Here is a 22,539-nt window from a genome sequence, read left to right on the forward strand (position 1 = left end):
GCCCCCGGGCCGCGTCCCCCGGATCACAGGACGTTCAGGACACCCTCGCCCGTTCCCGTCCCGCCACGATCGCCTCCACCGTCTCCCCCACCGTCAGCTCCGAACTGTCCAGCCACAGGCCGATGCGGGGCGTGCGGGTGCGCAGCACGTCGTCGAGGTCCGGGATCGTCCAGGCGGGCCCGTAGCCGGTCTTCGTGCGTTCGCTCTCGCGCGCGGCGATCGTCTCCGCGTCCGGTGCCAGTACGACGACGTAGAGGGGCCTCGTGCGCACCAGGTCGACGTACGACGCCAGTTGCTCGCCCAGAACCACGTCCTGCACCACCGCGGTGAACCCGGCCTCCGCGTACGCGTCCGCCGTCGCCGCCGACAGGCGGTAGCGCAGGAGGAGTTGGGCCGCCGCCTCGCCGTCGGTATCCCCGTCGGCCCCGGGCTCGTACTCCTCGCGACCCGACACGATCATCCGTCGGAAGACGTCTCCACGCACGTGTGCCGCCCGCGGGAGGCTCTCTGCCAGCGCCTGAGCCACCGTCGACTTGCCGGCCGCCATCACGCCGGTAACCAGGACGACACCACGCATCGCCGCACCTACAAAGAGATCACTGGCCCGTCACCACGGCAGCCTGGGGGCGGATGGGCAGGCGGTTCACCGGGCGGCCCGTCGCGGCCCGTACGGCGGACGCGATGGCCGCCGGGGAGGTGACCACGGGCGCCGCGCTGACCGCCTTCGCGCCGAAGGGGGCGACCACGTCGCGTTCCTCGACGAGCTTGACGATCCGGATGTCGGGTGTGTCCAGGGCCGTCGGCAGGGAGTAGCCGGTGAGGTCGGGGTGGCGGATCACCCCGCGCGCGGTGCGCAGGTTCTCCGTCAACGCGATGCCCACGCCCTGGGTGACGCCCGCCTCGATCCGGGCGGTCAGCTGCGCCGGGTTGAGCACGCGGCCGACGTCCTGGGCGAGCGCCAGCTCCACGACGCGTACCGAGCCGAGTTCGATGTCGACGTCCACGACCGCGCGGATCGCGCAGAACGCCATGCCGACGAAGGCGTCGCCCTGGCCCGTCTCGTCCAGCGGCTCGGTCGGGTGCGGGCGGCACTGGGCCGTCGCCCACAGTTCCTTGCCGTCCATCGCCTCGGTGACGGTGGTCGACAGGACGCCGTCGTACGACGTGATCTTGCCGTCGGTGATCTGCAGCAGTTCCGTGGACATGCCGAACTTGTGCGCCAGGGGCTGCAGGAGCTGGGTGCGGACCATCTTGGCCGCCCGCTCCACCGCGCCGCCCGACACCCAGGTGTGGCGACCGCGGCAACCCGGTCCGGCCGGGGGCTGGTCGGTGTCCACGGGCGCGACGTGCACCTCGTCGATGCCCAGGGTCTCCTGGACGATCTGGCGCGCGAGCGTGGTGAATCCCTGGCCGGTCTCCACCGCCGCGCACAGGACGGTCGCGATGCCGTCGTGGACCTTCACGGTCGCCGTGGAGACCTCGTCGGCGCCCTCCGCGCCGAGCACGTGCACCATGCCCAGGCCGTAGCCCACGCCCCGGCGCACCGCGCCCGGTTCGCCCGCGCCCTCGGGGCCGCCGGGCAGCAGCCACTCGTCCTCGGGGGTGTCCTTGGGCAGGGCGGGCAGGGGGAAGTCCCGTACCGCCTGGAGGAGTTCGGCGACCGGGGCCGGGCACGTCACCGTCTGGCCGGTCGGGAGTACGTCACCGGTGGCCATGACGTTGCGCATGCGCAGTTCGGCCGGGTCGACGCCGAGGCGCTTCGCCAGCTTGTCCATCTGCGCCTCGTAGGCGGCGCACACCTGCATGGCGCCCTCGCCGCGGACATGCCCGGAGGGCGGGTTGTTGGTGCGTACGGCCCAGCCCTCGATGAAGGCGTTCGGGACGACATACGGGCCGCAGGCGAAGCCGACGGCGGCGGCCAGGGCCTCCGCGGAGGTGTCGGCGTAGGCGCCCGAGTCGAGCAGGATCTGCGCCTCGACCTTCACCAACCGGCCCTCGGCGTCGGCGTGGTGGCGGTAGCGCAGCAGCGTGGGGTGGCGGTGGGTGTGGCCGAGGAAGGACTCCTCGCGCGTGGCGGTGAGTTTCACCGGGCAGCCGGTCTTCAACGCCAGCAGGCCGAGCGGGAGTTGGAAGCCCTGGTCCTCGCGGTCGGCGGTGGCGCCGGGCACACCGGTGACGACGATCTTCACGCGCTCGGGTTCGAGGCCGTAGCAGGCGGCGGCCGTGTCGCGGTCGCCGTGCGGGTCGGTGGAGGCCAGGTACAGCTCGACGCCGCCGTCGGGGCGGGGCACGGCGAGGCCGGCCTCGGCGCCGATGGGGGCGGGGTCCTGGCGGCCGATGCGGTAGAGACCCTCGACGACGATCTCGCCGGCCGCGTCCGGGTCGCCGTGGCGCAGCGGGATGTGCCGGATCAGGTTGCCGTCGGGGTGCAGCGGCTCGGCCTCGAAGGCCTGCTCGGGGTCGGTCACCGGGTCGAGCACCTCGTACTCGACGCCGATGGCGGCGGCGGCCATGCGCGCGGTGTCGGGGTGGTCGGCGGCGACGGCCGCGATGGGCTCGCCGTGGTGGCGTACGACCTCGGAGGCGAACACCGGGCGGTCGGCCTGGCCGCGGCCGTAGAACTCGCTGCCGGGGACGTCCTCGTGGGTGATGACGGCCCGTACGCCGGGCATCTCCCGCGCGTGGGTGGTGTCGATGGACACGATGCGCGCGTGCGGGTGCGGGGAGCGCAGTACGGCGGCCCAGAGCAGGCCCTCGGCCCACAGGTCGGCCGCGTACGGGAACGTGCCCTCGGTCTTCGCGCGCGCGTCGGCCGCGGGCAGGGAGGAGCCGAGGCCGTGCGGGATCGGCTCGGCGGCGGGGGCTGCCTCCGCGGTGCTGGTCGCGGTGGCGGCTTCGTTGGTCACGCCTGGCCTCCGTCCTGTCCGTGCGCCTTGTCGTGCGCCCGGTGGGGCTCGAACGCGGACGGGTTGATCCCGCCGGCTCCCGGGCCCGCCTGGTGAGGAATACGTGCCTCGTCGCCGTCCTGTTCGGACGAGTCGCCCCCGGAATGCGCCTCGCGTTCGGCGACGACCTCCTTGACGGCGTCCAGGACACCCCGGTAGCCGGAGCAGCGGCACAGGTTGCCGCACAGTGCCTGGCGGGCCTCCAGCTCGGTCGGCGCCGGGTTGCCCTCCAGGAGGTCGTGGACGGTCATCGCCATGCCGGGCACGCAGAAGCCGCACTGCACGGCGCCGCACTTGGCGAGCGCCCGCTGCACGTCCGAGGGCTGTCCGTCCTCGGCGAGGCCCTCGACGGTGCGTACTTCGGAGCCCGCGGCGGTGACGGCGGGGACCAGGCAGGAGGCGACGAGCCGTCCGTCGACCTGGACGTTGCAGGCCCCGCACTCACCCTGCGAGCAGCCGTCCTTGGCGCCCGCGAGGCCGAGCCGCTCGCGCAGCACGTAGAGCAGCGACTCGCCGACCCAGGCGTCGGAGACGGGCCGGTCGGCGCCGTTGACGCGCAGGACGTAGGAGGCGAGGGGGTGTTCCTCACCGGGAGGCGGTGGCGGGGCGTCGTCGGCCGAGGTGTCGGGGTGGCCGTCGGACGCCGCGTGGCCGTCGTCGGCGGAGCCTTCGTGACCGTCGGACTCGGCGGGACCGGCAGGCGCAGGGCGGACCGCGGTGTCCGAACCGTCCGAGGCGTCAAGGGTGTCGGGGCCGGCGGAGGCGTGCGCCTCGGCGCCGTTCCGTCCGCTCGCGGTGTCCCGCTCGGACCCGGGGAAGGGCTCCACGGGCCTCTCAGGCGCCTCAGCGGCCTCCTGGGCGCCCTCGGACACTCTCGCCGCCGCGGCGGCCTCTCCGGGGTCGCGAGGGGGCCTGGAGGCGGCCACGGCGGACACTTCCCCGTAGGCCCCGGGCGGCTGTTCGTCGGCGCGGGGGGCGACGTCCTGCGCTCCGGCCGCCTGTCGTGCACCGACGTGGTCGTCGGCGACCGGCTCGGCGGAGTACTCGTCGGCGTACTCACCGGCACGCGCCCGTGCGTCCTCGTCGCCGGCGTGCGGCGGCATGCTCAAGGGGCGACGCGTGCCCGCGTGCCCGGCGCCCGCATGGGGTGCGGCCGTTCCCGGCGGCTCGTCCGTGACGGCGCCGGACTCCTGCGCCCACGGCTGGCCCGTCCCGTCCGTCGCCCAGGGCGCGGCGGCACCCCCGGGCAGCGTGGCCGGCGGGGTGCCGCCGCCCCACTGCTGGACCAGGGACGAGGTGGTGAACTCGCCCGATTCGTCCGGAAGATCACCGTCGGCGACCGGGATCGACCACTGCCCGGTCACGTCCTGGCCGGGATGACCGGGCCCGGGCTGAGCCCCGGTGCCGCCGGGCGGCTCCTCGAAGGCCCACTGCTGCGTGGACGCGGGGTTGTACGCGAACCGGTCGTTCCCGGCGTCCTGCGGCACGCTGTTCGGGTCGGGCCACTGGGCGCCCTCGCCCGGCGCGGGCATCGCCCAGCTGCCGGTCCCCGAGGGGTCCGCCTCCGTCGAGCCGGGCGTGGCCGCTATCTGCGGCGGCACATACCCGTGTCCCGGCGCGGCCAGCGGCTCGGCGGAGGCCAGGAGCGCCTCGATGCCACCCTCGGGGAGTTTCACGAAGGCGGTGGCGCCGTCGTCGTAGTCGCCCTGGGGCAGCGGGTCCCAGCGGCCGCCGCCCCGGGGGGCGCCTTCTCCGTGCTGGTCGTCGGTCACGACAGCGCCCTCCCCAGTGCTCGTCGGGCCAGCGCGGCGACGGTGCGCCGCAGATGCAGTACGGCGGGCGGAAGCTGTGGCACGGACCCGTCCGCCTCCGGGACCGGGTCGGGGATGCAGGCCGCGGCGACGTACTCGCCGAAGGCGGTGAGCGCCTCCGGGACGATCGTGCGGCCGTTGTCCCAGTCGATGAGGCGGGCGACCCAGTGCTCGGCGTCCAGCGGGCGCAGCGGCATCGGCGCTATGGCTCCGACGGCGCACCGCACTCCGCGCCGGGCGGGGTCCAGGACGACCGCGACGGACGCGACGGCGCGTCCGGGGCCGGTCCGTCCGGTGGCCTTCAGGAAGACCTGGGGCGCGTGCAGCAGCGGCATCCTTACGAAGCCGATGAGTTCGCCGCCGCGCAGCATGTCCACGCCGGCCAGCAGGTGCGAGACCGGGATCTCCCGGCGGGCGCCGGCCGGGCCCGCGATGATCAGCGTCGCCTCCAGGGCGGCCAGCACGGGCAGCGCGTCCCCGGTGGGGGCGGCCGAGGCGATGTTGCCGCCCAGGGTGCCCGCGTTGCGGATCTGCGGCGGCCCTGCGGCGCGGGCCGCGGCGGCCAGCGCCGGGATCAGGGCGGCGAAGTCGGGGCGGCCCATACGCGCGTGCGTGAGGCCCGCGCCGAGCAGTGCGTGGCCGTCCTGGTACTGCCAGCCGCGGATCTCGCTGATCCGGCCGAGGCCGACCAGCGCGGCGGGCCTGAGCTGTCCGGAGTTGACGGCGGCCATGAGGTCGGTGCCGCCGGCCACGGGCACGGCGGCGGGCATGGCGGCCAGGGCCGCCACGGCTTCGTCCAGCGTCGTGGGCAGCGTGACGGACTGCGCCGACTGCGGTGCTTGCGTGGTCAAACCGGCTGCCCCTTCCCGCTGCCCCACCTGGTCCCACCTGTGCTGCCGTACGGTACGTGCTGACAGGGCGGACGTGGCAACTCTGGCACATCTTCGCCGGGGCCGAAGACAGGGGTCCGCTAGGCGGCATTCGCCCGCCTCACCAGCGAGATGACCCGTTTTCGCACAGCATCACCGGAGCATGCGAATTGGCACTCTTCGGTGATGCTTGCGACGTTTTTTCCCCTACCTGTTCGGCAGGGGCGGCTACTTGTTCGGCGGGGTGGGCTACCTGTGCGGCGGCTGCCCTTCGATCGGGCGGCCGAGCACACCGGGGCGTCGCTGCCACGGCAGCGGTCCGGCCGGCGGGCGGTAGGCGACGCCCAGGGCGTCGAGGCGCGCGTAGTGGACGGCCATCCGCCGCTCGAAGTCGGCGAAGTCCCGTTCCGCCGGGGCCGGCAGGGCGCTCCAGGCCACCTCGGCGAAGGCGGCGAGGCGCGGGAACGTCTGGTAGTCCACGCGTGCCTGATCCTCCATCACCTCGGTCCAGACGTTGGCCTGCGTACCGAGGACGTGCTTCGCCTCGTCCGGAGTCAGCTCCGCCGGAACCGGCTCGAAGCGGTAGACGTCCTCCAGGGTGCGCACGAACCCGATGGGCACGGGCTCGTCGGGGCCGCCGTGCTGACGGTGGTCCAAGTACACGTACTGCTCGGGGCACATGACGACGTCGTGGCCGGCCCGCGCGGCGGCGATCCCGCCCCCGTAGCCCCGCCAGGAGGAGACGGCCGCGCCCTCGGCGAGGCCGCCCTCCAGGATCTCGTCCCAGCCGATCAGCCGACGCCCGCGCGCGGTCAGCCACTTGTCGAAGTGCCGGACGAACCAGGACTGCAACGCGTCCTCGTCGTCGAGGTCGAGTTCCTTGATGCGGTTCTGCGCGGTGTGCGACTCCCGCCACTGGTCCTTGGGGCATTCGTCGCCCCCGATGTGGATGAACTCCGAGGGGAAGAGATCGAGCACTTCCTCGAACACCCCCTCGTAGAAGCTCAGGGTGTTGTCAGTGGGGGCCAGTACGTTGGGATTGATCCCCCAGGTGTCCCAGACGGAGAGGGCGGTGGTGTCGATGACGTCGGTGTTGCCGAGTTCCGCGTACGCGGCGATGGCGGCCTGCGAGTGGCCCGGTACGTCGATTTCGGGGACGACGGTGATATGCCGCTCGGCGGCGTACGCGACGATCTCCCGGATGTCGTCCTGGGTGTAGAAGCCCCCGTGCGGCTTCTCGTCCCACAGCGGCGAGGCCCGGTGGCCGAATTTCGTGCGCGACCGCCAGGACGCGGTCTCCGTCAGTTTCGGGTACCGCTTGATCTCGACGCGCCAGCCCTGGTCGTCCGTCAAGTGGAAGTGGAAGACGTTGAGTTTGTGCGCGGCCAGCAGGTCCAGGTAGCGCAGGACGCCTTCCTTCGGCATGAAGTGCCGGGCGACGTCGAGCATGAGGCCGCGCCAGCGGAAGCGGGGCGCGTCGTCGATGGTCTGGTGCGGCACGCCGTAGGTCGTGTCGGGGTGGATCGGCGCGCGGCGGAAGGCCGCGGGGCCCAGCAGTTGACGCAGCGTCTGGGCGCCCCAGAACACGCCGGCCGGGCTGCCGCCCTTGATCACGGCACCCCACTCGGCGACCACCTCCAGGCGGTACGCCTCCGATGCCAGGGTGTCGTCGAGGCGCAGCGCGATGGTGTTGCGGTCGCCTTCCTTGCCCGGCGGCAGCGGCAGTCCGAGGGCCGCGCCGAGCGTGGATCGCAGCCAACGCTGTGTGCCCTCGGTGCCGGCCTCCCCCCACAGGGCGGTGTCCGTCTCGAACAGGAAGCCGCACCGGGTGGGGCCCTCGACGGCCGTGGGCGCCGGGATCAGTTCCGTCTCTGAAGTCACGTCAGTCCTTAACCGCTCCGCCCAGCCCCGAGACCAGGCGTCGCTGCACGAGTACGAAGAACACCAGCACCGGAATCGTCATCACCGTGGAGGCCGCCATCACGCCGCCCCAGTCCGGCTCGTCCGGTTTGAAGAAGACCAGCAGGGCCATCGGCAGGGTCGACTGGGACGTGTCGCTGATGATGAAGGACTTGGCGAACAGGAAGTCGTTCCAGGCCGAGATGAAGGAAAACACGCTCGTGGCGACGAGCCCCGGGAAGACCAGCGGGAAAAGGATCTGCCACAGGAATCGCGCGCGGCTCGCCCCGTCCATGTACGCGGCCTCCTCCAGCGCGTCCGGCACGGCTTTCACGAACCCCCGCAGCATCCAGATCGCGAAGGGCAGCGAGAAGGCGATGTGCGGCAGGATCAGCGAGCCCAGCGTGTTCAGTTGGTCGAAGTCCCGCATGAGGAAGAACAAGGGGATCGTGAGGGCTTCGACCGGCACCATCTGGGCCACCAGAAACATGATCAGCAGCGTGGTCCGGAAGCGGAACCGGAATCGCGTCACGGCGATCGCGGCGAGAAACGCGATGAGCGCCGAGGCGATCACGACACTGCCCGCGACGACAAGGCTGTTGACGAAATACCGACCGAAATCCTGCTGCCCGAACACGCGCCGGAAGGAATCCAGCGAGGGCGCCAGCGTCCAGGGCCGCGGCTCGCTGGACTCGATCTCGCCGGCCGGTTTGAAGGCGCCGAGCACCATCCAGTAGAGGGGGAAGGCGACGACGACGGCGACGAGCAGCGCCGACAGTTCGGCCGCCAGCCGCCAGGGGCGCTGCAGTTGGGCCCGTACGAGATTCACAGTTCCTCCCCCTGCCGGCGCAGCAGCCGCAGGTACACGAGCGTCACGGCGAGCAGCATCAGCAGCATCACGACGCCGATCGCCGAGCCGAGGCTGTACTGCGAGGACGCGAACGCCTGTTGGTAGGCGTACACGTTCAGGACGAGGTTCTGGCCCGCGATGCCGCCGCCGTTGGTCATGACGTAGATCTGGGTGAAGACCTTGAAGTCCCAGATGACGGACTGGATGGTCACCACGGTCAGGATCGGCCGCAGCATCGGCGCCAGCACGGACCGCCAGATGCGCCACTGCGAGGCGCCGTCCAGGGCGGCGGCCTCCAGCACCTCGGCCGGTACGGCGCGGATGCCGGCGTAGACCGTGACCATCACGAACGGGAAGGAGCACCACACCACTTCGAGCAGGACCAGGAAGAACGCGCTGATCCGCCCGTACGTCCAGGAGTGGTCACCGAGTCCGAGGATCCGGTTCACCGGCCCGAAGTCCGGGTCGAAGAGGAACAGCCAGACCGTGGAGCCGGTGACGGCCGGGGTCGCCCACGCGCCGAGCGCGGCCAGCATCAGCGCCAGCCGCGGCACGGCACGCACCCGGGTCAGCAGCACGGCGAGCGCGCAGCCGACGGCGAGGGTCGACACCACGCACCCGGCCGCGAACACCACGGTCGCCAGCAGCACTTGCCAGAACTCGGGGTCCGAGAAGAGCGCCGAGTAGTTGCCGAATCCCTCGAAGGTGGTCGGTTCCCCACCACTCACCTGAGCCTGCGTGTAATGGAAGAACGAGATCAGGCCGAGCTGGTAGATCGGGTAGACGAGCAGCCCGCCGAGCACGACGAGGGCGGGGGCGAGATAGAGCCAGGGTGTCCAGCCGGCGCGGTTACGGCGGCCGGGCTTGCGGGGCGTGGTCGTGGAGATGGCCCTCCTCTCCACGACCGTGTCCTGTGCGACCACTGGCTCAACCCGCGGAGGCGAACGAGTCGTTCATCTTCTGCGCCGCGTCCTTGGCAGCCGCCGCCACACCCTTCTTCCCGCTGATGACCTCCTGGAGGAGGTTCGGCAGCACCAGCTGGGAGTCGATCTGCGACCACGCCGGCGACGCGGGCACGAACTTCGTCCCGGCACCCAGCGTCTGCACGAACGGCTTCTCGAACGGCACCTTCGCGGCGGCGGCGTCCCGGACGTCGGTGAACGTCGGCAGGAAGCCCATCGCGTCGAACATCGCGCTCTGTGTCTTCTTCGAGGTGAGCTGTTCCATCAGGTCGACCGCGAGGCTGCGGTGCGAAGTGCTCTTCAGGACGCCGATGTTGTTGCCGCCCGCGAAGGCCGGCGCGATCGAGCCGGAGGCCACACCGGGCAGCGGCACCACCGCGTACTTGCCCTTCACCTTGCCCGCCTCGACCGCCGTGTGGCTGAAGTCGCCGCCGATCGCCATGCCCGCCTTGCCGGCCGCGAACGCGGTGATGGTGTCGTTGCCGCCCATCCCGGCGCACTTGGCGGCCGGACAGTTGTCGGCGGTGAACAGGGACGTGTAGGCCTTGATGCCCTTCTGGGCGGCCGCGCCGTCGATGGCGGAGGTGTACGAGTCGCCCTCGCCGGTGGCGAGTTCGCCGCCGTTGGCCCAGACGAAGGGCATCGCGCCGTACGTGTAGGCGCCGCCGACGACCAGGCCGTACAGGTCGGGCTTCTCGGCGCGGATCTTGCGGGCCGTGGTGGCCAACTCGGCCATGGTCTTCGGGGGTTGCAGGCCCAGGTCCTGGAACACGTCGGTGCGGTAGTACAGGGCGCGGACACCGACGTAGAAGGGGGAGCCGTACAGCTTCCCGTCGACGGTGACCGACTGCTTGGCGGTGGGGTCGCTGTCCTTGGCCTCGCTCCAGGCGCCGAACTCCTTGGTGACGTCGAGGAGTCCGCCGTCGTGGACGTAGCCGGCGGTGTCGGTGTTGCCGTACTCCATCACGTCGGGCGCGGACTTCGGGTCGTTGAAGGCGGCCTTGACGCGCTGGGCGCGGGTCTCGATCGGGATGTACTCGACGTCGACCTTGGTGCCCTTGTGCGCCTTCTGGAAGGCGTCGACCACGGAGTCGACGACCTTCTCCTTCGGCTTGTTTCCGACCTCCTGGAACAGCCACACCCGCAGGGTGCCGCTCTTGTCGTCCTTCTCGGAGGAGGAGTTGGAAGACGTCTGGGGGGCGCAGGCGGTGACGACCAGGGCGGTCAGCACGACGGCGAGTCTGGGGGAGAGCTTCATGGAGTGAACCTCCGAGAGTGCGTTGCAACATATGCAATGGCTGTTTCGCTCTGCACAACGATCCGGAGACTAGGGACAACATGAACACGCCCACAAGAGGTCTCAACCACTTCGTGACATGCAAAAGGCCCCCGGGGCGCGCCCAACGCGCCCCAAGGGCCTCAGAAAGCCGAGGTACTACACAGCCGAGCTAGTGCACAGGCGGGTTACTTGTCGCCCTTGCCCTTGTCGTCGTCGCCACCGCTGCCCATGGACTCGTAGATCTCCTTGCACATGGGACACACGGGGTACTTCTTCGGATCGCGGCCCGGCACCCAGACCTTGCCGCACAGCGCCACGACGGGAGTCCCGTCGAGGGCGCTCGCCATGATCTTGTCCTTCTGGACGTAGTGGGCGAAGCGCTCGTGGTCGCCGTCGCCGTGGGACACCTGTGGCGTCGGCTCTACGAGGGTCCCCGTACCAGTCCCGCGCTCGGGCTCAAGAGTGCTCATAGCGCCAAGGGTACTGAAGCTCACACGCATCAGTTGAGCGAAGGGTCGTCCGGGTACGTGGCCACCATCGCGAGCTCGTTGCGCTGGCGGCGCAGGACCGCGCGCCAGAGTCTCTCCGGGGACGGCGAGGAGACGTCGCCGGGCTCCGACTCGACGACGTACCAGGCGCCCTCCACCAGCTCGTCCTCCAGCTGACCGGGGCCCCAGCCGGCGTATCCGGCGAAGATCCGCAGCGAACCGAGGGCCGAGGCGAGCAGTTCCGGCGGGGCCTCCAGGTCGACCAGGCCGATCGCACCGTGCACCCGGCGCCAGCCCAGCGGGGCGCGCTCGGCGGAGGAGCCGCCGGGGATGACGGCGACGCCGAGGGCGGAGTCCAGGGAGACCGGGCCGCCCTGGAAGACGACGCCGGGCTCGCCGGCCAGGTCGCCCCAGCCGTCCAGGATGTCGCCGACGTCCACCGGGGTCGGTCGGTTGAGGACGACACCGAGGGAGCCCTCCTCGTCGTGGTCGAGAAGGAGCACCACCGCACGGTCGAAGTTCGGGTCCGCCAGGGCGGGCGTGGCCACGAGCAGCCGCCCTGTGAGCGAGGACACCTCGGTCATGCCTGACATGATCCCGCATCTTCCCTCCGCATGGGGAGGCAATGGGCGTTCGCGGGTGAATGCAGCTCAGGGCGCACAGGTGCGTCCCGAGCGCACGGGAGCGGCGGTGACCCCATGTGTCCGACGGGCAGCGGTTCGTGTTGTGACAGAGCTATGACGTGGCTGGGGCGTGCCTGGGCTTACAGAAGGGGGGTAGGCGGCGATTACGCTTGCCCCTCTGGCCCTGCCCCCCTCACCGGAACGCGAGATACATGACCGTCAACGGCTCTGACGACGTACTGCTTGTCCACGGTGGAACCCCGTTGGAAGGCGAGATCCGGGTCCGCGGTGCGAAGAACCTCGTGCCGAAGGCCATGGTCGCCGCCCTGCTGGGCAGTGGGCCGAGTCGACTGCGCAACGTTCCGGACATCCGTGACGTGCGTGTCGTACGCGGCCTGCTGCAACTGCACGGGGTGACGGTCCGTCCGGGTGAGGAGCCGGGCGAGTTGGTGATGGACCCCTCCCACGTGGAGAGCGCGAACGTCGCCGACATCGACGCGCACGCGGGCTCCAGCCGTATCCCGATCCTGTTCTGCGGCCCACTGCTGCACCGCCTGGGCCACGCGTTCATCCCGGGCCTGGGCGGCTGCGACATCGGCGGCCGGCCGATCGACTTCCACTTCGAGGTGCTGCGGCAGTTCGGCGCGAAGATCGAGAAGCGCGCGGACGGCCAGTACCTGGAAGCGCCGCAGCGGCTGCGCGGTACGAAGATCCAGCTGCCGTACCCGTCCGTGGGCGCGACCGAGCAGGTGCTGTTGACGGCCGTCCTCGCGGAGGGCGTCACGGAACTCTCGAACGCGGCCGTGGAGCCGGAGATCGAGGATCTGATCTGCGTCCTGCAGAAGATGGGCGCCATCATCGCGATGGACACCGACCGCACGATCCGCGTCACCGGCGTGGACCGGCTGGACGGCTACAACCACCGCGCCCTCCCGGACCGCCTGGAGGCCGCCTCGTGGGCGTCCGCGGCGCTGGCGACCGAGGGCAACATCTACGTCCGCGGCGCCCTGCAGCGCTCGATGATGACGTTCCTGAACACCTACCGGAAGGTGGGCGGGGCCTTCGAGATCGACGACGAGGGCATCCGGTTCTGGCATCCGGGTGGCCAGTTGAAGTCCATCGCCCTCGAAACGGACGTGCACCCTGGCTTCCAGACGGACTGGCAGCAGCCGCTCGTCGTGGCCCTGACCCAGGCGACCGGCCTGTCGATCGTCCACGAGACGGTGTACGAGTCGCGCCTCGGATTCACCTCCGCACTCAACCAGATGGGTGCTCACATCCAGCTGTACCGCGAGTGCCTGGGCGGCTCGAACTGCCGCTTCGGCCAGCGCAACTTCCTCCACTCGGCCGTGGTGTCCGGCCCGACCCGCCTCCAGGGCGCCGACCTGGTCATCCCCGACCTGCGCGGCGGCTTCTCGTACCTCATCGCCGCGTTGGCGGCCCAGGGCACCTCCCGGGTCCACGGCATCGACCTCATCAACCGCGGCTACGAGAACTTCATGGAGAAGTTGGTGGAGCTCGGCGCGAAGGTGGAACTGCCGGGCAAGGCACTCGGATAGCCCTGCGGGGAACACCGAAAGAAGCGCTTCCACGACGATGGGGCGGCCACCCTGACCGGGTGGCCGCCCCATTCGCGTTGCTGAGCCTCGTACGCAATACCGTCGCGTACGCGAAGGCTTACTTGCCCTTGGCGGCTTCCTTGAGCTTCGAGCCCGCGGACACCTTGACGCTGTAGCCGGCGGGGATGTTGATCGGGTCACCGGTCTGCGGGTTGCGCGCGGTGCGAGCGGCACGGTGGGTGCGCTCGAAGGTCAGGAAGCCGGGGATGGTGACCTTCTCGTCGCCCTTGGCCACGATCTCGCCGACGGTCTCGGCGAACGCCGCCAGAACGGCGTCGGCGTCCTTGCGGGTCACCTCGGCGCGGTCGGCCAGCGCGGCAACCAGCTCACTGCGGTTCATGTCGTTACTCCCGTGTTCTTCTTGCTGTTGGGGCGTGCCCGCTGCGGAGCCGCATATCGGGCACAGTCAAGCCGATGCTGCCAGGGTCCTCGGAAGGCCCCCGGACCCGGGTCCGTCGTCAGACCCTCGCGCCCAGAGACGCATCCTGCCCCTACCTGCGGCGGGAAAGCCAATCCGGCGCTCGGAGGAATCGAGCGAACACCCTTGGGTGTCACACGAAAAGAGGCCTGAGCCTGGCCGACACCTTAAAGGGCGACAAACGGCCCGAGTCCTCGCGACGCGCCGGTGGGGGTCAGGGTGGCGATCCTCACAGCCCAAGCACCGTACGCCATGCCACCCGGTCGGGCCCATGGCGCCGTCCCTACGAGGCCGCGGCCGCCGCCTTCGCCGCATCCCGGACCGCTCCGGCCACCGCGCCGGCGACCTTGTCGTTGAAGACGCTCGGGATGATGTAGTTCGGGTTCAGCTCGTCGCTGGTCACCACGTCCGCGAGGGCGGTCGCCGCGGCCAGCATCATCTCGGTGTTGACGGTGCGGGACTGGGCGTCCAGCAGGCCGCGGAAGACACCCGGGAAGACCAGCACGTTGTTGATCTGGTTCGGGAAGTCGGAGCGGCCGGTGGCCACGACGGCCGCCGTCTGGCGGGCGATCGCCGGGTCGACCTCGGGGTCCGGGTTCGCGAGCGCGAACACGATGGCGCCCTCGGCCATGGCGGCCACGTCGTCCCCGTCCAGCACGTTCGGGGCGGAGACGCCGATGAAGACATCCGCTCCGCGAACGGCTTCCTTCAGCGTGCCCGTCAGGTTCTCGGGGTTGGTGTTGTCGGCGATCCAGCGCAGCGGCGAGTCGGCCGCGGCGTCCACCAGGTCCTCGCGGCCTGAGTGCACGACGCCGTGGATGTCGGCGACGACGGCGTTCTTCACGCCCGCGGCGATCAGCAGCTTGAGGATGGCCGTACCGGCCGCGCCCGCGCCGGACATGACGACCCGGATGTTCTCGATCTCCTTGCCCGCCACACGCAGCGCGTTCGTCAGCGCGGCCAGCACCACGATCGCCGTGCCGTGCTGGTCGTCGTGGAAGACGGGGATGTCGAGGGCCTCGCGCAGCCGGGCCTCGATCTCGAAGCAGCGCGGCGCGGAGATGTCCTCCAGGTTGATGCCGGCGAAGCCCGGGGCGATCGCCTTGACGATCGCGACGATCGCGTCGGTGTCCTGGGTGTCCAGGCACAGCGGCCAGGCGTCGATGCCGGCGAAGCGCTTGAAGAGGGCCGCCTTGCCCTCCATGACCGGCAGGGCGGCCTTGGGGCCGATGTTCCCGAGGCCGAGGACCGCGGAACCGTCCGTCACGACCGCAACGGAGTTGCGCTTGATGGTGAGGCGGCGGGCGTCCTCGGGGTTCTCGGCGATCGCCATGCACACACGGGCCACGCCCGGGGTGTAGATCATGGACAGGTCGTCACGGTTGCGGATGGGGTGCTTGGACTGCATCTCGATCTTGCCGCCGAGGTGCATCAGGAACGTACGGTCCGAGACCTTGCCGAGGGTGACGCCCTCGATGCCGCGCAGCTGCTGGACGATCTCGTCGGCGTGCGCGGTGGAGGTCGCGGCGATGGTGACGTCGATCCGGAGCGTCTCGTGCCCGGACGCGGTCACGTCGAGGCCGGTCACCGAGCCTCCGTGGGACTCCACGGCGGTGGTGATCTGGGAGACCGCCGTTCCGCTCGCGGGCACCTCCAGACGGACCGTGATCGAGTAGGAGACGCTGGGCGCCGTTGCCATGTCCGACTTCCTCTGCTTTCACCGTGGAGCTGGGTATGCCGTACAGCTGGGTACGCCATCCGATCGTCGCACCTACTGCCCGGTAGGCGTTAGCCGCCCCCGATTGCGAACGTTGTGTTCGCGGGAGGCGGTGCGAAAAGCGGTGCGAAAAGAGGCCCCCGTCACCTTTCGGGTGACGGAGGCCTCTCCGACGATCAATGACACCGACCCGCCATGCTCGCCTCGCGGCAAGTGGTCGCTCGTAGCGACGAAGGTTGGGCCCGGGGGCTTGGATCGGGCCGGTGTCACATCCAGGCTAACAAACAGATCCCGTAAGACCATTCCCGTACGGGGAGTTCACAGGAATCAGTCCGGTGGCCGGTCCCTCGGCAGTCAGTCCCTCAGCAGGTCGGGCACCCCTGACGCGTCCGGCTCGTCCCGCTCGGCGGAGACGATCGTGAGCTGCTGGGTCGCCCGGGTGAGGGCCACGTACAGCACCCGCAGGCCGGCCGGTGACTCGTCCGCGATCTCGGCCGGGGAGACGACGACCGTCGCGTCGTACTCCAGCCCCTTGGCCTCCAGGCTGCCCAGGGCCACCACCCGGTCGCCGAGCCCGGTGAGCCAGCGTGCGGCCTCCTCGCGCCGGTTCATCGCGACGACCACGCCGACCGTGCCGTCGACGAGGCCGAGCAGCCGGGCGGCCTCCTCACGGACGGTGTGGGCGAGGGATTCGCGGGCGCCGCCGTGTTCGTGCCTCGTGGCCACGAAACGGGGCTGTACGCCGGTGGAGCGCACCGCCCGTGGTGACTCGGAGCCGGGCATGGCCAGCGCCAGCACCTTCGCGGCGAGGTCGGCGATCTCGGAGGGGTTGCGGTAGTTGACGGTGAGCTGGAAGCGGCGGCGCGGACGGGTGCCCAGGGCCTCGTCGCGGGCCTCCGCCGCCTCGTCCACGTCGGACCAGGAGGACTGGGCCGGGTCGCCGACGACCGTCCAGGTGGCGTGCCGGCCGCGGCGGCCGACCATGCGCCACTGCATCGGGGTGACGTCCTGGGCCTCGTCGACGATGACGTGCGCGTACTCGGTGCGCTCCTGGGCGAGCCGCTCGGCCCGCTCCCACTGGGACTCCTCGCGGGTCGGCATCAGCTCCTCCAGGCCGGTCAGGTGGTCCAGCGGGTCCAGCTCGCGCCGCTTCCGCGGGCGGGCGGGGACGCCGAGGATCGACTGGAGCTCGTCGAGCATGGCGATGTCGTGCACGGAGTAGCCGTCGCGGCGCAGCGAGCGGGCCACCCGGCGGATCTCGCCGGGGTTGAGGATCCGGCGGGCCCAGCGGCCCAGGCGTCGCTCGTCGGCCATCGCGTCCAGCACGGCCCTGGGGGTCAGCTCGGGCCACCAGGCGTCCAGGAACGCCGTGAACGCGTCCTCCGAGGCGACGTCCTCGTCGAAGGAGGAGCGCAGCTCGGCGGCGAGTTCCGGGTCGGTGTGCCGGGTGCCCGCGCCGGACCGCGCCCACAGGGCGTCCAGGAGGAGCTTGCGGGCACGCGGGCGGAGCAGGTTCACGGGGGCGGTGCCGCTGAGGGCGCTCTGGCGGATACGTTCCAGCGCGTCCGCCTCCAGCTCCAGGCGGCGCCCGAAGGCGACGACGCGCAGCCGGGAGGTCGAGACCGGCCCGCGCGGGTCGGTCTCGGCGGAGTCGCCGCCCGGGCCGTCGCCGAAGTCGTCGCCGAAGGAGAGCTGACCGGACGCGGGCCGACTGGACCCGGAGGCACCCGGCCGTCCCTGCTCCAGCGCCCCGCGGGCGGCCTTCCGCAGCACCTTGAGCATGCGGTAGGAGCCCTTGGCGCGGGCCACGGCCGGGGCGTCGTACAGCGTGGCCTCGGCGCCGTCGACCAGCGAGCCGATCGCCCGGATCGCGACCTGGCCCTCCTCGCCGAGGGAGGGCAGGACGCCCTCGGTGTAGGCGACCAGCAAAGGCGTGGGCGAGACGATGAGGATGCCGCCCGCGTACCGGCGCCGGTCCTGGTAGAGCAGGTAGGCGGCACGGTGCAGCGCCACCGCCGTCTTCCCCGTCCCCGGGCCGCCCTCGACATACGTCACGGAGGCGGCGGGGGCGCGGATGACCAGGTCCTGCTCGGCCTGGATGGAGGCGACGATGTCCCGCATGGTGTGCCCGCGGGCCTGGCCGAGGGCGGCCATCAGGGCGCCGTCGCCGATGACGGGCAGCTCCTGGCCGTCCAGGAGGGCGGTGAGCTCGGGACGCATGAGGTCGTCCTCGACGCCGAGCACCTTGCGCCCCTTGGAGCGGATGACCCGGCGCCGCACGACCCGTCCCGGGTCCACCGGGGTGGACCGGTAGAACGGCGCCGCCGCGGGCGCCCGCCAGTCGATGACCAGCGGGGCGTACTCGGAGTCCAGGACACCGATGCGACCGATGTGCAGGGTCTCCGCGATGTCGGCGGTGTTGTCGTCCCGTACGGCGCCTTCGGCGGGTTCCACGGCGGTGTAGGCGCCGTCGGGACCCTTCTGGCCGTCCTTGCCGAGGAGCAGGTCGATCCGGCCGAAGAGGAAGTCCTCGAACTCGTTGTTGAGCCTGTTGAGATGGATGCCGGCCCGGAAGACCTGCGCATCCCGCTCGGCGAGCGCGCCGGGCGTGCCGACCTGGCCACGCTTGGCCGCGTCGTTCATCAGAAACTCGGCCTCGTGGATCTTCTCCTCAAGGCGCCGGTACACCCGGTCGAGATGTTTCTGTTCGACGCTGATCTCTCGATCGCGGACCGAATCCGCTGCGGCGTCGACCGCGGTTTCCTGCTGAGCCTGTGCGGCCACCGGGCCCCCTTCTGACGTGCTGGGCAGCCGTCAACCGTACGCGAAGGGGGCCGGTGGAAGCTACGTACACTACGCGTCTACTGCCACGAGCTTCTTGCCGTCGAAGGTCATGACCTCGAAATGGTCGATCTCATTGGGCTGGAAAGCGGCGCCGCCCTGGGCGTAGAGGGGTGCCTTGGCCTGCTCGGTCTTGGCGTTCGGGATGCCGTAGCCCCACTTCGGGACCGACCAGGTGGACATCGTCTCGCGCTCGCCGTTCTTGCCGACGGCGATGAGCGAGCACTTCAACGGGCCCTTGACGTTACTCAGTTCGACGACACCCCAGGTGCCCCAGTCCTTCTTCTCCATCGCGACGGTCGCCTGGACCCTGGTGGAGGAGTCGGTCGCGGAGACCTTGTCGGAGATGGTGGTGAAGGCCGCCTTGGCGCCGGCCTCGTCCGACTTGCCGGCGCCCGAGTCGCCGCCGTTCACCGCGATCGCCGCCAGCGGACCGGCGATGATCAGCGCGGCCGCGGCCGCCACCATGTAGAAGCTGCGCCGCCGCTTGAGGGCACGGCGCTCGCCGATGTCGTCGACCAGCTTCTCCACGAGCCGAGGGCTCGGCTTGGCGGAGAGGGACTCGCCGATGGCGGGCGTCCCGGTGCCGGGCAGGTCCGCGAGGGCGGCCAGCATCGGTTCCATCCCGGCCAGCTCGTCGAGCTGCTGGGCGCACCATTCGCAGGTGGCGAGGTGGATTTCGAAGGCGGTGGCCTCGGAGTCGTCGAGGATGCCGAGGGCGTAGGCTCCGACGGTTTCGTGCTCGTTCGGGCCCGGAGATCCCATCATGGAGCCAGACATACCCGAACCACCTGTGCCGAATCCCTGGTTTCCCCCGTAAACACTCATCACGCCGTCACCCCCCGCTCCTCCAGTGCCAGCTTCATCGAGCGCAACGCGTAGAACACCCGCGAGCGCACGGTGCCACTGGGAATGCCGAGCGTCTCAGCCGCCTCATTGACGGTACGCCCCTTGAAGTAGGTCTCGACGAGCACCTCCCGGTGGGCCGGGGTCAGGTCGTCGAGCGCGTCCGACAGCGTCATCAGCCACAGCGCCTTGTCGATCTCGTCCTCCGCGGGGATGACCTCCAGCGGCGACGGATCGACCTCCTGCGGCCGGGCCTGCCGGCTGCGGTGGCCGTCGATGACGATGCGGCGAGCGACCGTCACCAGCCAGGGGCGTACCGATCCGGTCGCTCGATTGAGCTGACCGGCGTTCTTCCAGGCACGGATGAGTGTCTCCTGCACGACGTCCTCTGCTCGCTGCCGATCTCCGGCGACCAGCCTGAGTACGTACGCAAGGAGAGGTCCGGCATGCTCTCTATAGAGGGCACGCATCAGCTCCTCATCAGGTTCCGAGGGCTGGGACATGCGATGTCGGGCCCTCGATCCACGTTCATTGGCCACGACGGAATCCTTGCGCACGCCCACCTCCGGTGTCCGGGGGATCCCCCAGTCGGTCGCTCCCCCACGGGTACGGATGTGGTCTCCGTCATGTTCAACAGGGGGCGACAGTTTTCTCCGGGGTGTCATGACGAGGGGGACATGGGTGCACATTCCTACCGCGCGATCTTTACATTTCCACCACATCGACCCGATCGCGCCAAGTGCCGATGGCATATTCAGTCCAAACGGAGTGTTGTCGAAATCACTTCGACAACTCCGCTTCACTCCCCCCACAGAAGCCGCGTACCGGACACCTAGGCTCGGGCGAGTGCCGCCCGCCGACGGTGCCGGGCCACTCTTTCGCGGTTTCCGCAGACCTCACTGGAGCACCAGCGCCTCCTGCGCCCCCGGGACGAATCGACATAAAAGATCGGGCAGTTGTCGCCCTCGCACTGGCGCAGTCCGGCCCGCGCGACCGGGTCGGTGAGCAGTTCCACGGCGTCCCGCGCGATCGCCCCGAGCAGCGCCGCGCACCCGGGCGGCCCGTCCAACTCCCGCACCAGCGAGCCGTCCTCGCCGCGCACGGCTCTGGGAGCGGGCGGCGCGATACGGGCGATCTCGTTCACGCGGGCGAGCGCGATGTCGTACGCCGGCCTGGGCGGGGCCGTCACCGCGCCGCTCACCAACTGACCGATATGTCCGCGCAGTTCACGGAAGTCGACCAGCCAGGAGGGGCCGGCGTGGGTCAGCGGGGCACCCGGTGGGACCAGGTCCGCGCCGGTGATCCACGCGCACAGAACCTCCACGGAGTCGAACCGTTCCTCGGGGTGGGAGGTCGCGAGCAGGTCGAGGCAGACCCGCCCGGCGTCGTACCGGAGTTCGTACGCGACCGTGGCCGTACCCAGTGCCATGTGCCTGTCACCGCCTGGCTCGGGAAGCTGAGGGCAGAGGAACCGTTCCCTCATACAGTGCCTTCCCGCTCTCCCGGCCGGAACCCCTCCTACCGGCGGGACGGGCGGAAGGGCGGACCGAAGGGCGGAGGAAGGGGCGGTGGACGAGCGCTTATGCGGGTGCGCGTCTCGGCGATGTCCGGGGCGGGGCGGCGGCCGTTGACTGGAGGCATGACACAGAACAGGACTGCTTCCGGACTCGTACTGGGCGCGGCCACGGTCGCCATGGGCCTGATCGCCGGGCTCTTCTACACCTTCGCCTGCGCGATCATGCCCGCGCTGGCCCGCAGCGACGACCGGGTCTTCGTCGAGGTCATGCGGGACATCAACGACGTGATCCAGAACCCGGTGTTCTTCCTCAGCTTCATGGGCGCGCTGCTGCTGGCCGCGGTTTCGGCGTGGCAGTTGCGCGGGCAGCCGTACCGGTGGTGGGTGTGGGCGGGCCTGGCCGCCTACGCCCTGGTCTTCCTCATCACCGTCGTCGTCAACATCCCGCTCAACAACGACCTCGCGGACATGACCGATCCGGCGGCGGCACGCGAGCACTTCGAGGATCCGTGGGTGGCGTGGAACATCGTGCGGGCGGTGGGGTCGACGGTGGCGATGGGGCTTCTGGCCCGGGGGTTGGTGCTGTACGGCCGTGGTGGTCAGACGTCGGCGTACTTGGCGTCTGCCGCCGGGTCCAACGCCAACCGGTAACCCCTCTTGACCACCGTCTGGATCAGCTTCGGTGCGCCGAGTGCCGTTCGCAGGCGAGCCATTGCCGTCTCCACGGCGTGCTCGTCGCGGCCGGCGCCCGGCAGGGCCCGCAGGAGTTCCGAGCGGGCCACCACCCAGCCCGGGCGGCGGGACAGGGCCCGCAACAACGACATGCCGGCGGGCGGTACGGGGCGCAGGGCGTCGTCGACCAGGACCGCGTGGCCGCGGATCTCCACGCGGTGGCCGGCGATCGGCAACGACCGCGCCCGGGCCGGGAGTTCCTGGCACAGCACCTGTACGAGGGGGCCGAGCCGGAAGCGTTCCGGCGAGACCGTGGCGACGCCCTGCGCCTGGAGGGGCAGCGCGGTGACCGGGCCGACGCAGGCCGACAGGACGTCATGGTGAAGGGCGGCGAGGAGCTCGGGCAGCAGCCCGCGCTTCTCGGCCCGGTTCAGCAGGGAGGCGGCGGCCGGCGCGCTGGTGAAGGTCAGCGCGTCCACACCCCGGGAGACGGCGGCGTCGAGGAGCCGGTCCACCGGCCCGATGTCCTCCGGCGGCATCCACCGGTACACCGGCACGCCCACCACCTCGGCGCCCGCGGCCCGCAGCGCCTCGACGAACCCGGGCAGCGGCTCGCCGTGCAGCTGTACGGCGATACGGCGCCCGTCGACGCCCTCCTCCAGCAGCCGGTCCAGCACCTCGGCCATCGACTCGCTCGACGGCGACCACTCCTCGGTCAGCCCGGCCGCCCGTATCGAACCCTTGACCTTGGGCCCGCGGGCGAGCAACTCCACCCCGCGCAGCCGGTCCAGGAGCGCCTCCCCGAGCCCCCACCCGTCGGCCGCCTCGACCCAGCCGCGGAAGCCGATGGCGGTGGTCGCCACCACGACGTCCGGCGCCCGGTCGATCAGCCCCTTCGTCGCGGCCAGCAGTTCGCTGTCGTCGGCGACCGGCACGATCCGCAGGGCGGGCGCGTGCAGCACGGCGGCGCCACGACGCTGGAGCAGCGCGCCCAGCTCGTCGGCGCGACGCGCGGCCGTCACACCCACGGTGAACCCCGCGAGGGGGCCGTGCGGGGCGGGATCCGGCGGCTGCTGTTGCTCGTACATGGATCTCCTAGGGCCTGTCTTTCGGCTCAGGTCGGCTGGCCCGCATGACGACCGAGCCTGTCAACCGCTCGTGACAGGCTCGGTTCGGCTTCATGT

19 protein-coding genes are annotated in these 22,539 nt (G+C 70.9%); 2 read left to right on the forward strand and 17 right to left on the reverse strand.

The genetic code is table 11. The features are described from left to right. Window positions 1-34 precede the first annotated feature (34 nt). The 10 genes from M2283_RS42580 to M2283_RS42625 all read right to left on the reverse strand — a co-directional run bounded on the left by M2283_RS42580 (window position 35) and on the right by M2283_RS42625 (window position 11,687). Window positions 35-577: an AAA family ATPase gene (locus M2283_RS42580; protein ID WP_280881951.1), complete on the reverse strand. Its 543-nt coding sequence runs from the start codon at window positions 575-577 to the stop codon at window positions 35-37. A gap of 19 nt (window positions 578-596) precedes the next feature. Then, window positions 597-2,906 carry a xanthine dehydrogenase family protein molybdopterin-binding subunit gene (locus tag M2283_RS42585; protein WP_280881952.1) on the reverse strand — a complete coding sequence of 770 codons (2,310 nt, stop codon included), beginning with the start codon at window positions 2,904-2,906 and terminating at the stop codon, window positions 597-599. Continuing rightward, complete coding sequence (locus M2283_RS42590; protein WP_280881953.1) at window positions 2,903-4,717, reverse strand: 2Fe-2S iron-sulfur cluster-binding protein; 1,815 nt, start codon at window positions 4,715-4,717, stop codon at window positions 2,903-2,905. The genes M2283_RS42585 and M2283_RS42590 overlap by 4 nt, the downstream gene beginning before the upstream one ends. Further along, window positions 4,714-5,607, reverse strand: coding sequence for an FAD binding domain-containing protein (locus M2283_RS42595; protein ID WP_280881954.1), 894 nt, complete (start codon window positions 5,605-5,607; stop codon window positions 4,714-4,716). Before M2283_RS42595 ends, M2283_RS42590 begins: the two co-directional genes overlap by 4 nt. A gap of 267 nt (window positions 5,608-5,874) precedes the next feature. Further along, entirely contained in the window at window positions 5,875-7,506 is a 1,632-nt protein-coding gene (locus tag M2283_RS42600; protein ID WP_280881955.1) for a beta-N-acetylhexosaminidase, read from the reverse strand. A 1-nt stretch (window position 7,507) separates the two neighbouring features. Next, entirely contained in the window at window positions 7,508-8,353 is an 846-nt protein-coding gene (locus M2283_RS42605; RefSeq protein WP_280881956.1) for a carbohydrate ABC transporter permease, read from the reverse strand. Then, window positions 8,350-9,276: a carbohydrate ABC transporter permease gene (locus M2283_RS42610; RefSeq protein WP_432423207.1), complete on the reverse strand. Its 927-nt coding sequence runs from the start codon at window positions 9,274-9,276 to the stop codon at window positions 8,350-8,352. The genes M2283_RS42605 and M2283_RS42610 overlap by 4 nt, the downstream gene beginning before the upstream one ends. 25 nt (window positions 9,277-9,301) lie before the next feature. After that, entirely contained in the window at window positions 9,302-10,594 is a 1,293-nt protein-coding gene (locus M2283_RS42615) for an extracellular solute-binding protein (protein WP_280881957.1), read from the reverse strand. A gap of 206 nt (window positions 10,595-10,800) precedes the next feature. Continuing rightward, on the reverse strand, window positions 10,801-11,085 hold the full coding sequence (locus M2283_RS42620; protein WP_280881958.1) for a DUF3039 domain-containing protein: 285 nt from the start codon (window positions 11,083-11,085) through the stop codon (window positions 10,801-10,803). Window positions 11,086-11,114: 29 nt separating this feature from the next. Continuing rightward, window positions 11,115-11,687 carry a YqgE/AlgH family protein gene (locus M2283_RS42625; protein WP_280881959.1) on the reverse strand — a complete coding sequence of 191 codons (573 nt, stop codon included), beginning with the start codon at window positions 11,685-11,687 and terminating at the stop codon, window positions 11,115-11,117. Window positions 11,688-11,938: 251 nt separating this feature from the next. Here M2283_RS42625 and murA point away from each other — a divergent pair, with 251 nt between their 5' ends. Beyond that, window positions 11,939-13,285 (forward strand): UDP-N-acetylglucosamine 1-carboxyvinyltransferase, encoded by a 1,347-nt coding sequence (gene murA / locus M2283_RS42630; RefSeq protein ID WP_280881960.1) that lies wholly within the window; start codon window positions 11,939-11,941, stop codon window positions 13,283-13,285. A gap of 118 nt (window positions 13,286-13,403) precedes the next feature. On the opposite strand, the gene M2283_RS42635 is transcribed toward murA, so the two are convergent. The 6 genes from M2283_RS42635 to M2283_RS42660 all read right to left on the reverse strand — a co-directional run bounded on the left by M2283_RS42635 (window position 13,404) and on the right by M2283_RS42660 (window position 20,596). After that, window positions 13,404-13,685 carry an HU family DNA-binding protein gene (locus M2283_RS42635; protein WP_105974351.1) on the reverse strand — a complete coding sequence of 94 codons (282 nt, stop codon included), beginning with the start codon at window positions 13,683-13,685 and terminating at the stop codon, window positions 13,404-13,406. Between the two features lie 361 nt (window positions 13,686-14,046). Then, complete coding sequence (locus M2283_RS42640) at window positions 14,047-15,462, reverse strand: NAD-dependent malic enzyme (RefSeq protein WP_280881961.1); 1,416 nt, start codon at window positions 15,460-15,462, stop codon at window positions 14,047-14,049. A gap of 372 nt (window positions 15,463-15,834) precedes the next feature. Next, the gene (locus M2283_RS42645; protein WP_280881962.1) at window positions 15,835-18,264 is read right to left on the reverse strand and encodes a HelD family protein; all 2,430 of its coding nucleotides are present in this window, start codon (window positions 18,262-18,264) and stop codon (window positions 15,835-15,837) included. Window positions 18,265-18,333: 69 nt separating this feature from the next. Then, window positions 18,334-19,149, reverse strand: a complete 816-nt coding sequence (locus M2283_RS42650) for an anti-sigma factor family protein (RefSeq protein ID WP_432423208.1) — start codon at window positions 19,147-19,149, stop codon at window positions 18,334-18,336. Then, window positions 19,149-19,670, reverse strand: coding sequence for a sigma-70 family RNA polymerase sigma factor (locus tag M2283_RS42655; RefSeq protein ID WP_010039908.1), 522 nt, complete (start codon window positions 19,668-19,670; stop codon window positions 19,149-19,151). Before M2283_RS42655 ends, M2283_RS42650 begins: the two co-directional genes overlap by 1 nt. 329 nt (window positions 19,671-19,999) lie before the next feature. After that, window positions 20,000-20,596 (reverse strand): CGNR zinc finger domain-containing protein, encoded by a 597-nt coding sequence (locus M2283_RS42660; RefSeq protein WP_280881964.1) that lies wholly within the window; start codon window positions 20,594-20,596, stop codon window positions 20,000-20,002. Between the two features lie 210 nt (window positions 20,597-20,806). On the opposite strand from M2283_RS42660, the gene M2283_RS42665 reads away from it, so the two are divergent. Then, a complete protein-coding gene (locus tag M2283_RS42665; protein ID WP_280881965.1) occupies window positions 20,807-21,334 on the forward strand; it encodes a DUF1772 domain-containing protein in 528 nt (175 codons plus the stop codon). Here the strand turns inward: M2283_RS42665 and M2283_RS42670 are convergent. Next, window positions 21,283-22,443 carry a uroporphyrinogen-III synthase gene (locus M2283_RS42670; RefSeq protein WP_280881966.1) on the reverse strand — a complete coding sequence of 387 codons (1,161 nt, stop codon included), beginning with the start codon at window positions 22,441-22,443 and terminating at the stop codon, window positions 21,283-21,285. The genes M2283_RS42665 and M2283_RS42670 overlap by 52 nt on opposite strands. Window positions 22,444-22,539: the final 96 nt, after the last annotated feature.

Source organism: Streptomyces pseudovenezuelae (assembly GCF_029892565.1).
Taxonomy (GTDB): Bacteria; Actinomycetota; Actinomycetes; order Streptomycetales; family Streptomycetaceae; genus Streptomyces; species Streptomyces pseudovenezuelae_A.

Excerpts from the sequence above, each read along its gene's own strand:
- M2283_RS42580 (WP_280881951.1), bottom strand. The coding sequence starts at position 577 with ATGCGTGGTGTCGTCCTGGTTACCGGCGTGATGGCGGCCGGCAAGTCG.
- M2283_RS42615 (WP_280881957.1), bottom strand. The coding sequence starts at position 10,594 with ATGAAGCTCTCCCCCAGACTCGCCGTCGTGCTGACCGCCCTGGTCGTC.
- M2283_RS42620 (WP_280881958.1), bottom strand. The coding sequence starts at position 11,085 with ATGAGCACTCTTGAGCCCGAGCGCGGGACTGGTACGGGGACCCTCGTA.
- M2283_RS42625 (WP_280881959.1), bottom strand. The coding sequence starts at position 11,687 with ATGACCGAGGTGTCCTCGCTCACAGGGCGGCTGCTCGTGGCCACGCCC.
- murA (WP_280881960.1), top strand. The coding sequence starts at position 11,939 with ATGACCGTCAACGGCTCTGACGACGTACTGCTTGTCCACGGTGGAACC.
- M2283_RS42635 (WP_105974351.1), bottom strand. The coding sequence starts at position 13,685 with ATGAACCGCAGTGAGCTGGTTGCCGCGCTGGCCGACCGCGCCGAGGTG.
- M2283_RS42640 (WP_280881961.1), bottom strand. The coding sequence starts at position 15,462 with ATGGCAACGGCGCCCAGCGTCTCCTACTCGATCACGGTCCGTCTGGAG.
- M2283_RS42650 (WP_432423208.1), bottom strand. The coding sequence starts at position 19,149 with ATGAGTGTTTACGGGGGAAACCAGGGATTCGGCACAGGTGGTTCGGGT.
- M2283_RS42655 (WP_010039908.1), bottom strand. The coding sequence starts at position 19,670 with ATGTCCCAGCCCTCGGAACCTGATGAGGAGCTGATGCGTGCCCTCTAT.
- M2283_RS42660 (WP_280881964.1), bottom strand. The coding sequence starts at position 20,596 with ATGGCACTGGGTACGGCCACGGTCGCGTACGAACTCCGGTACGACGCC.
- M2283_RS42665 (WP_280881965.1), top strand. The coding sequence starts at position 20,807 with ATGACACAGAACAGGACTGCTTCCGGACTCGTACTGGGCGCGGCCACG.
- M2283_RS42670 (WP_280881966.1), bottom strand. The coding sequence starts at position 22,443 with ATGTACGAGCAACAGCAGCCGCCGGATCCCGCCCCGCACGGCCCCCTC.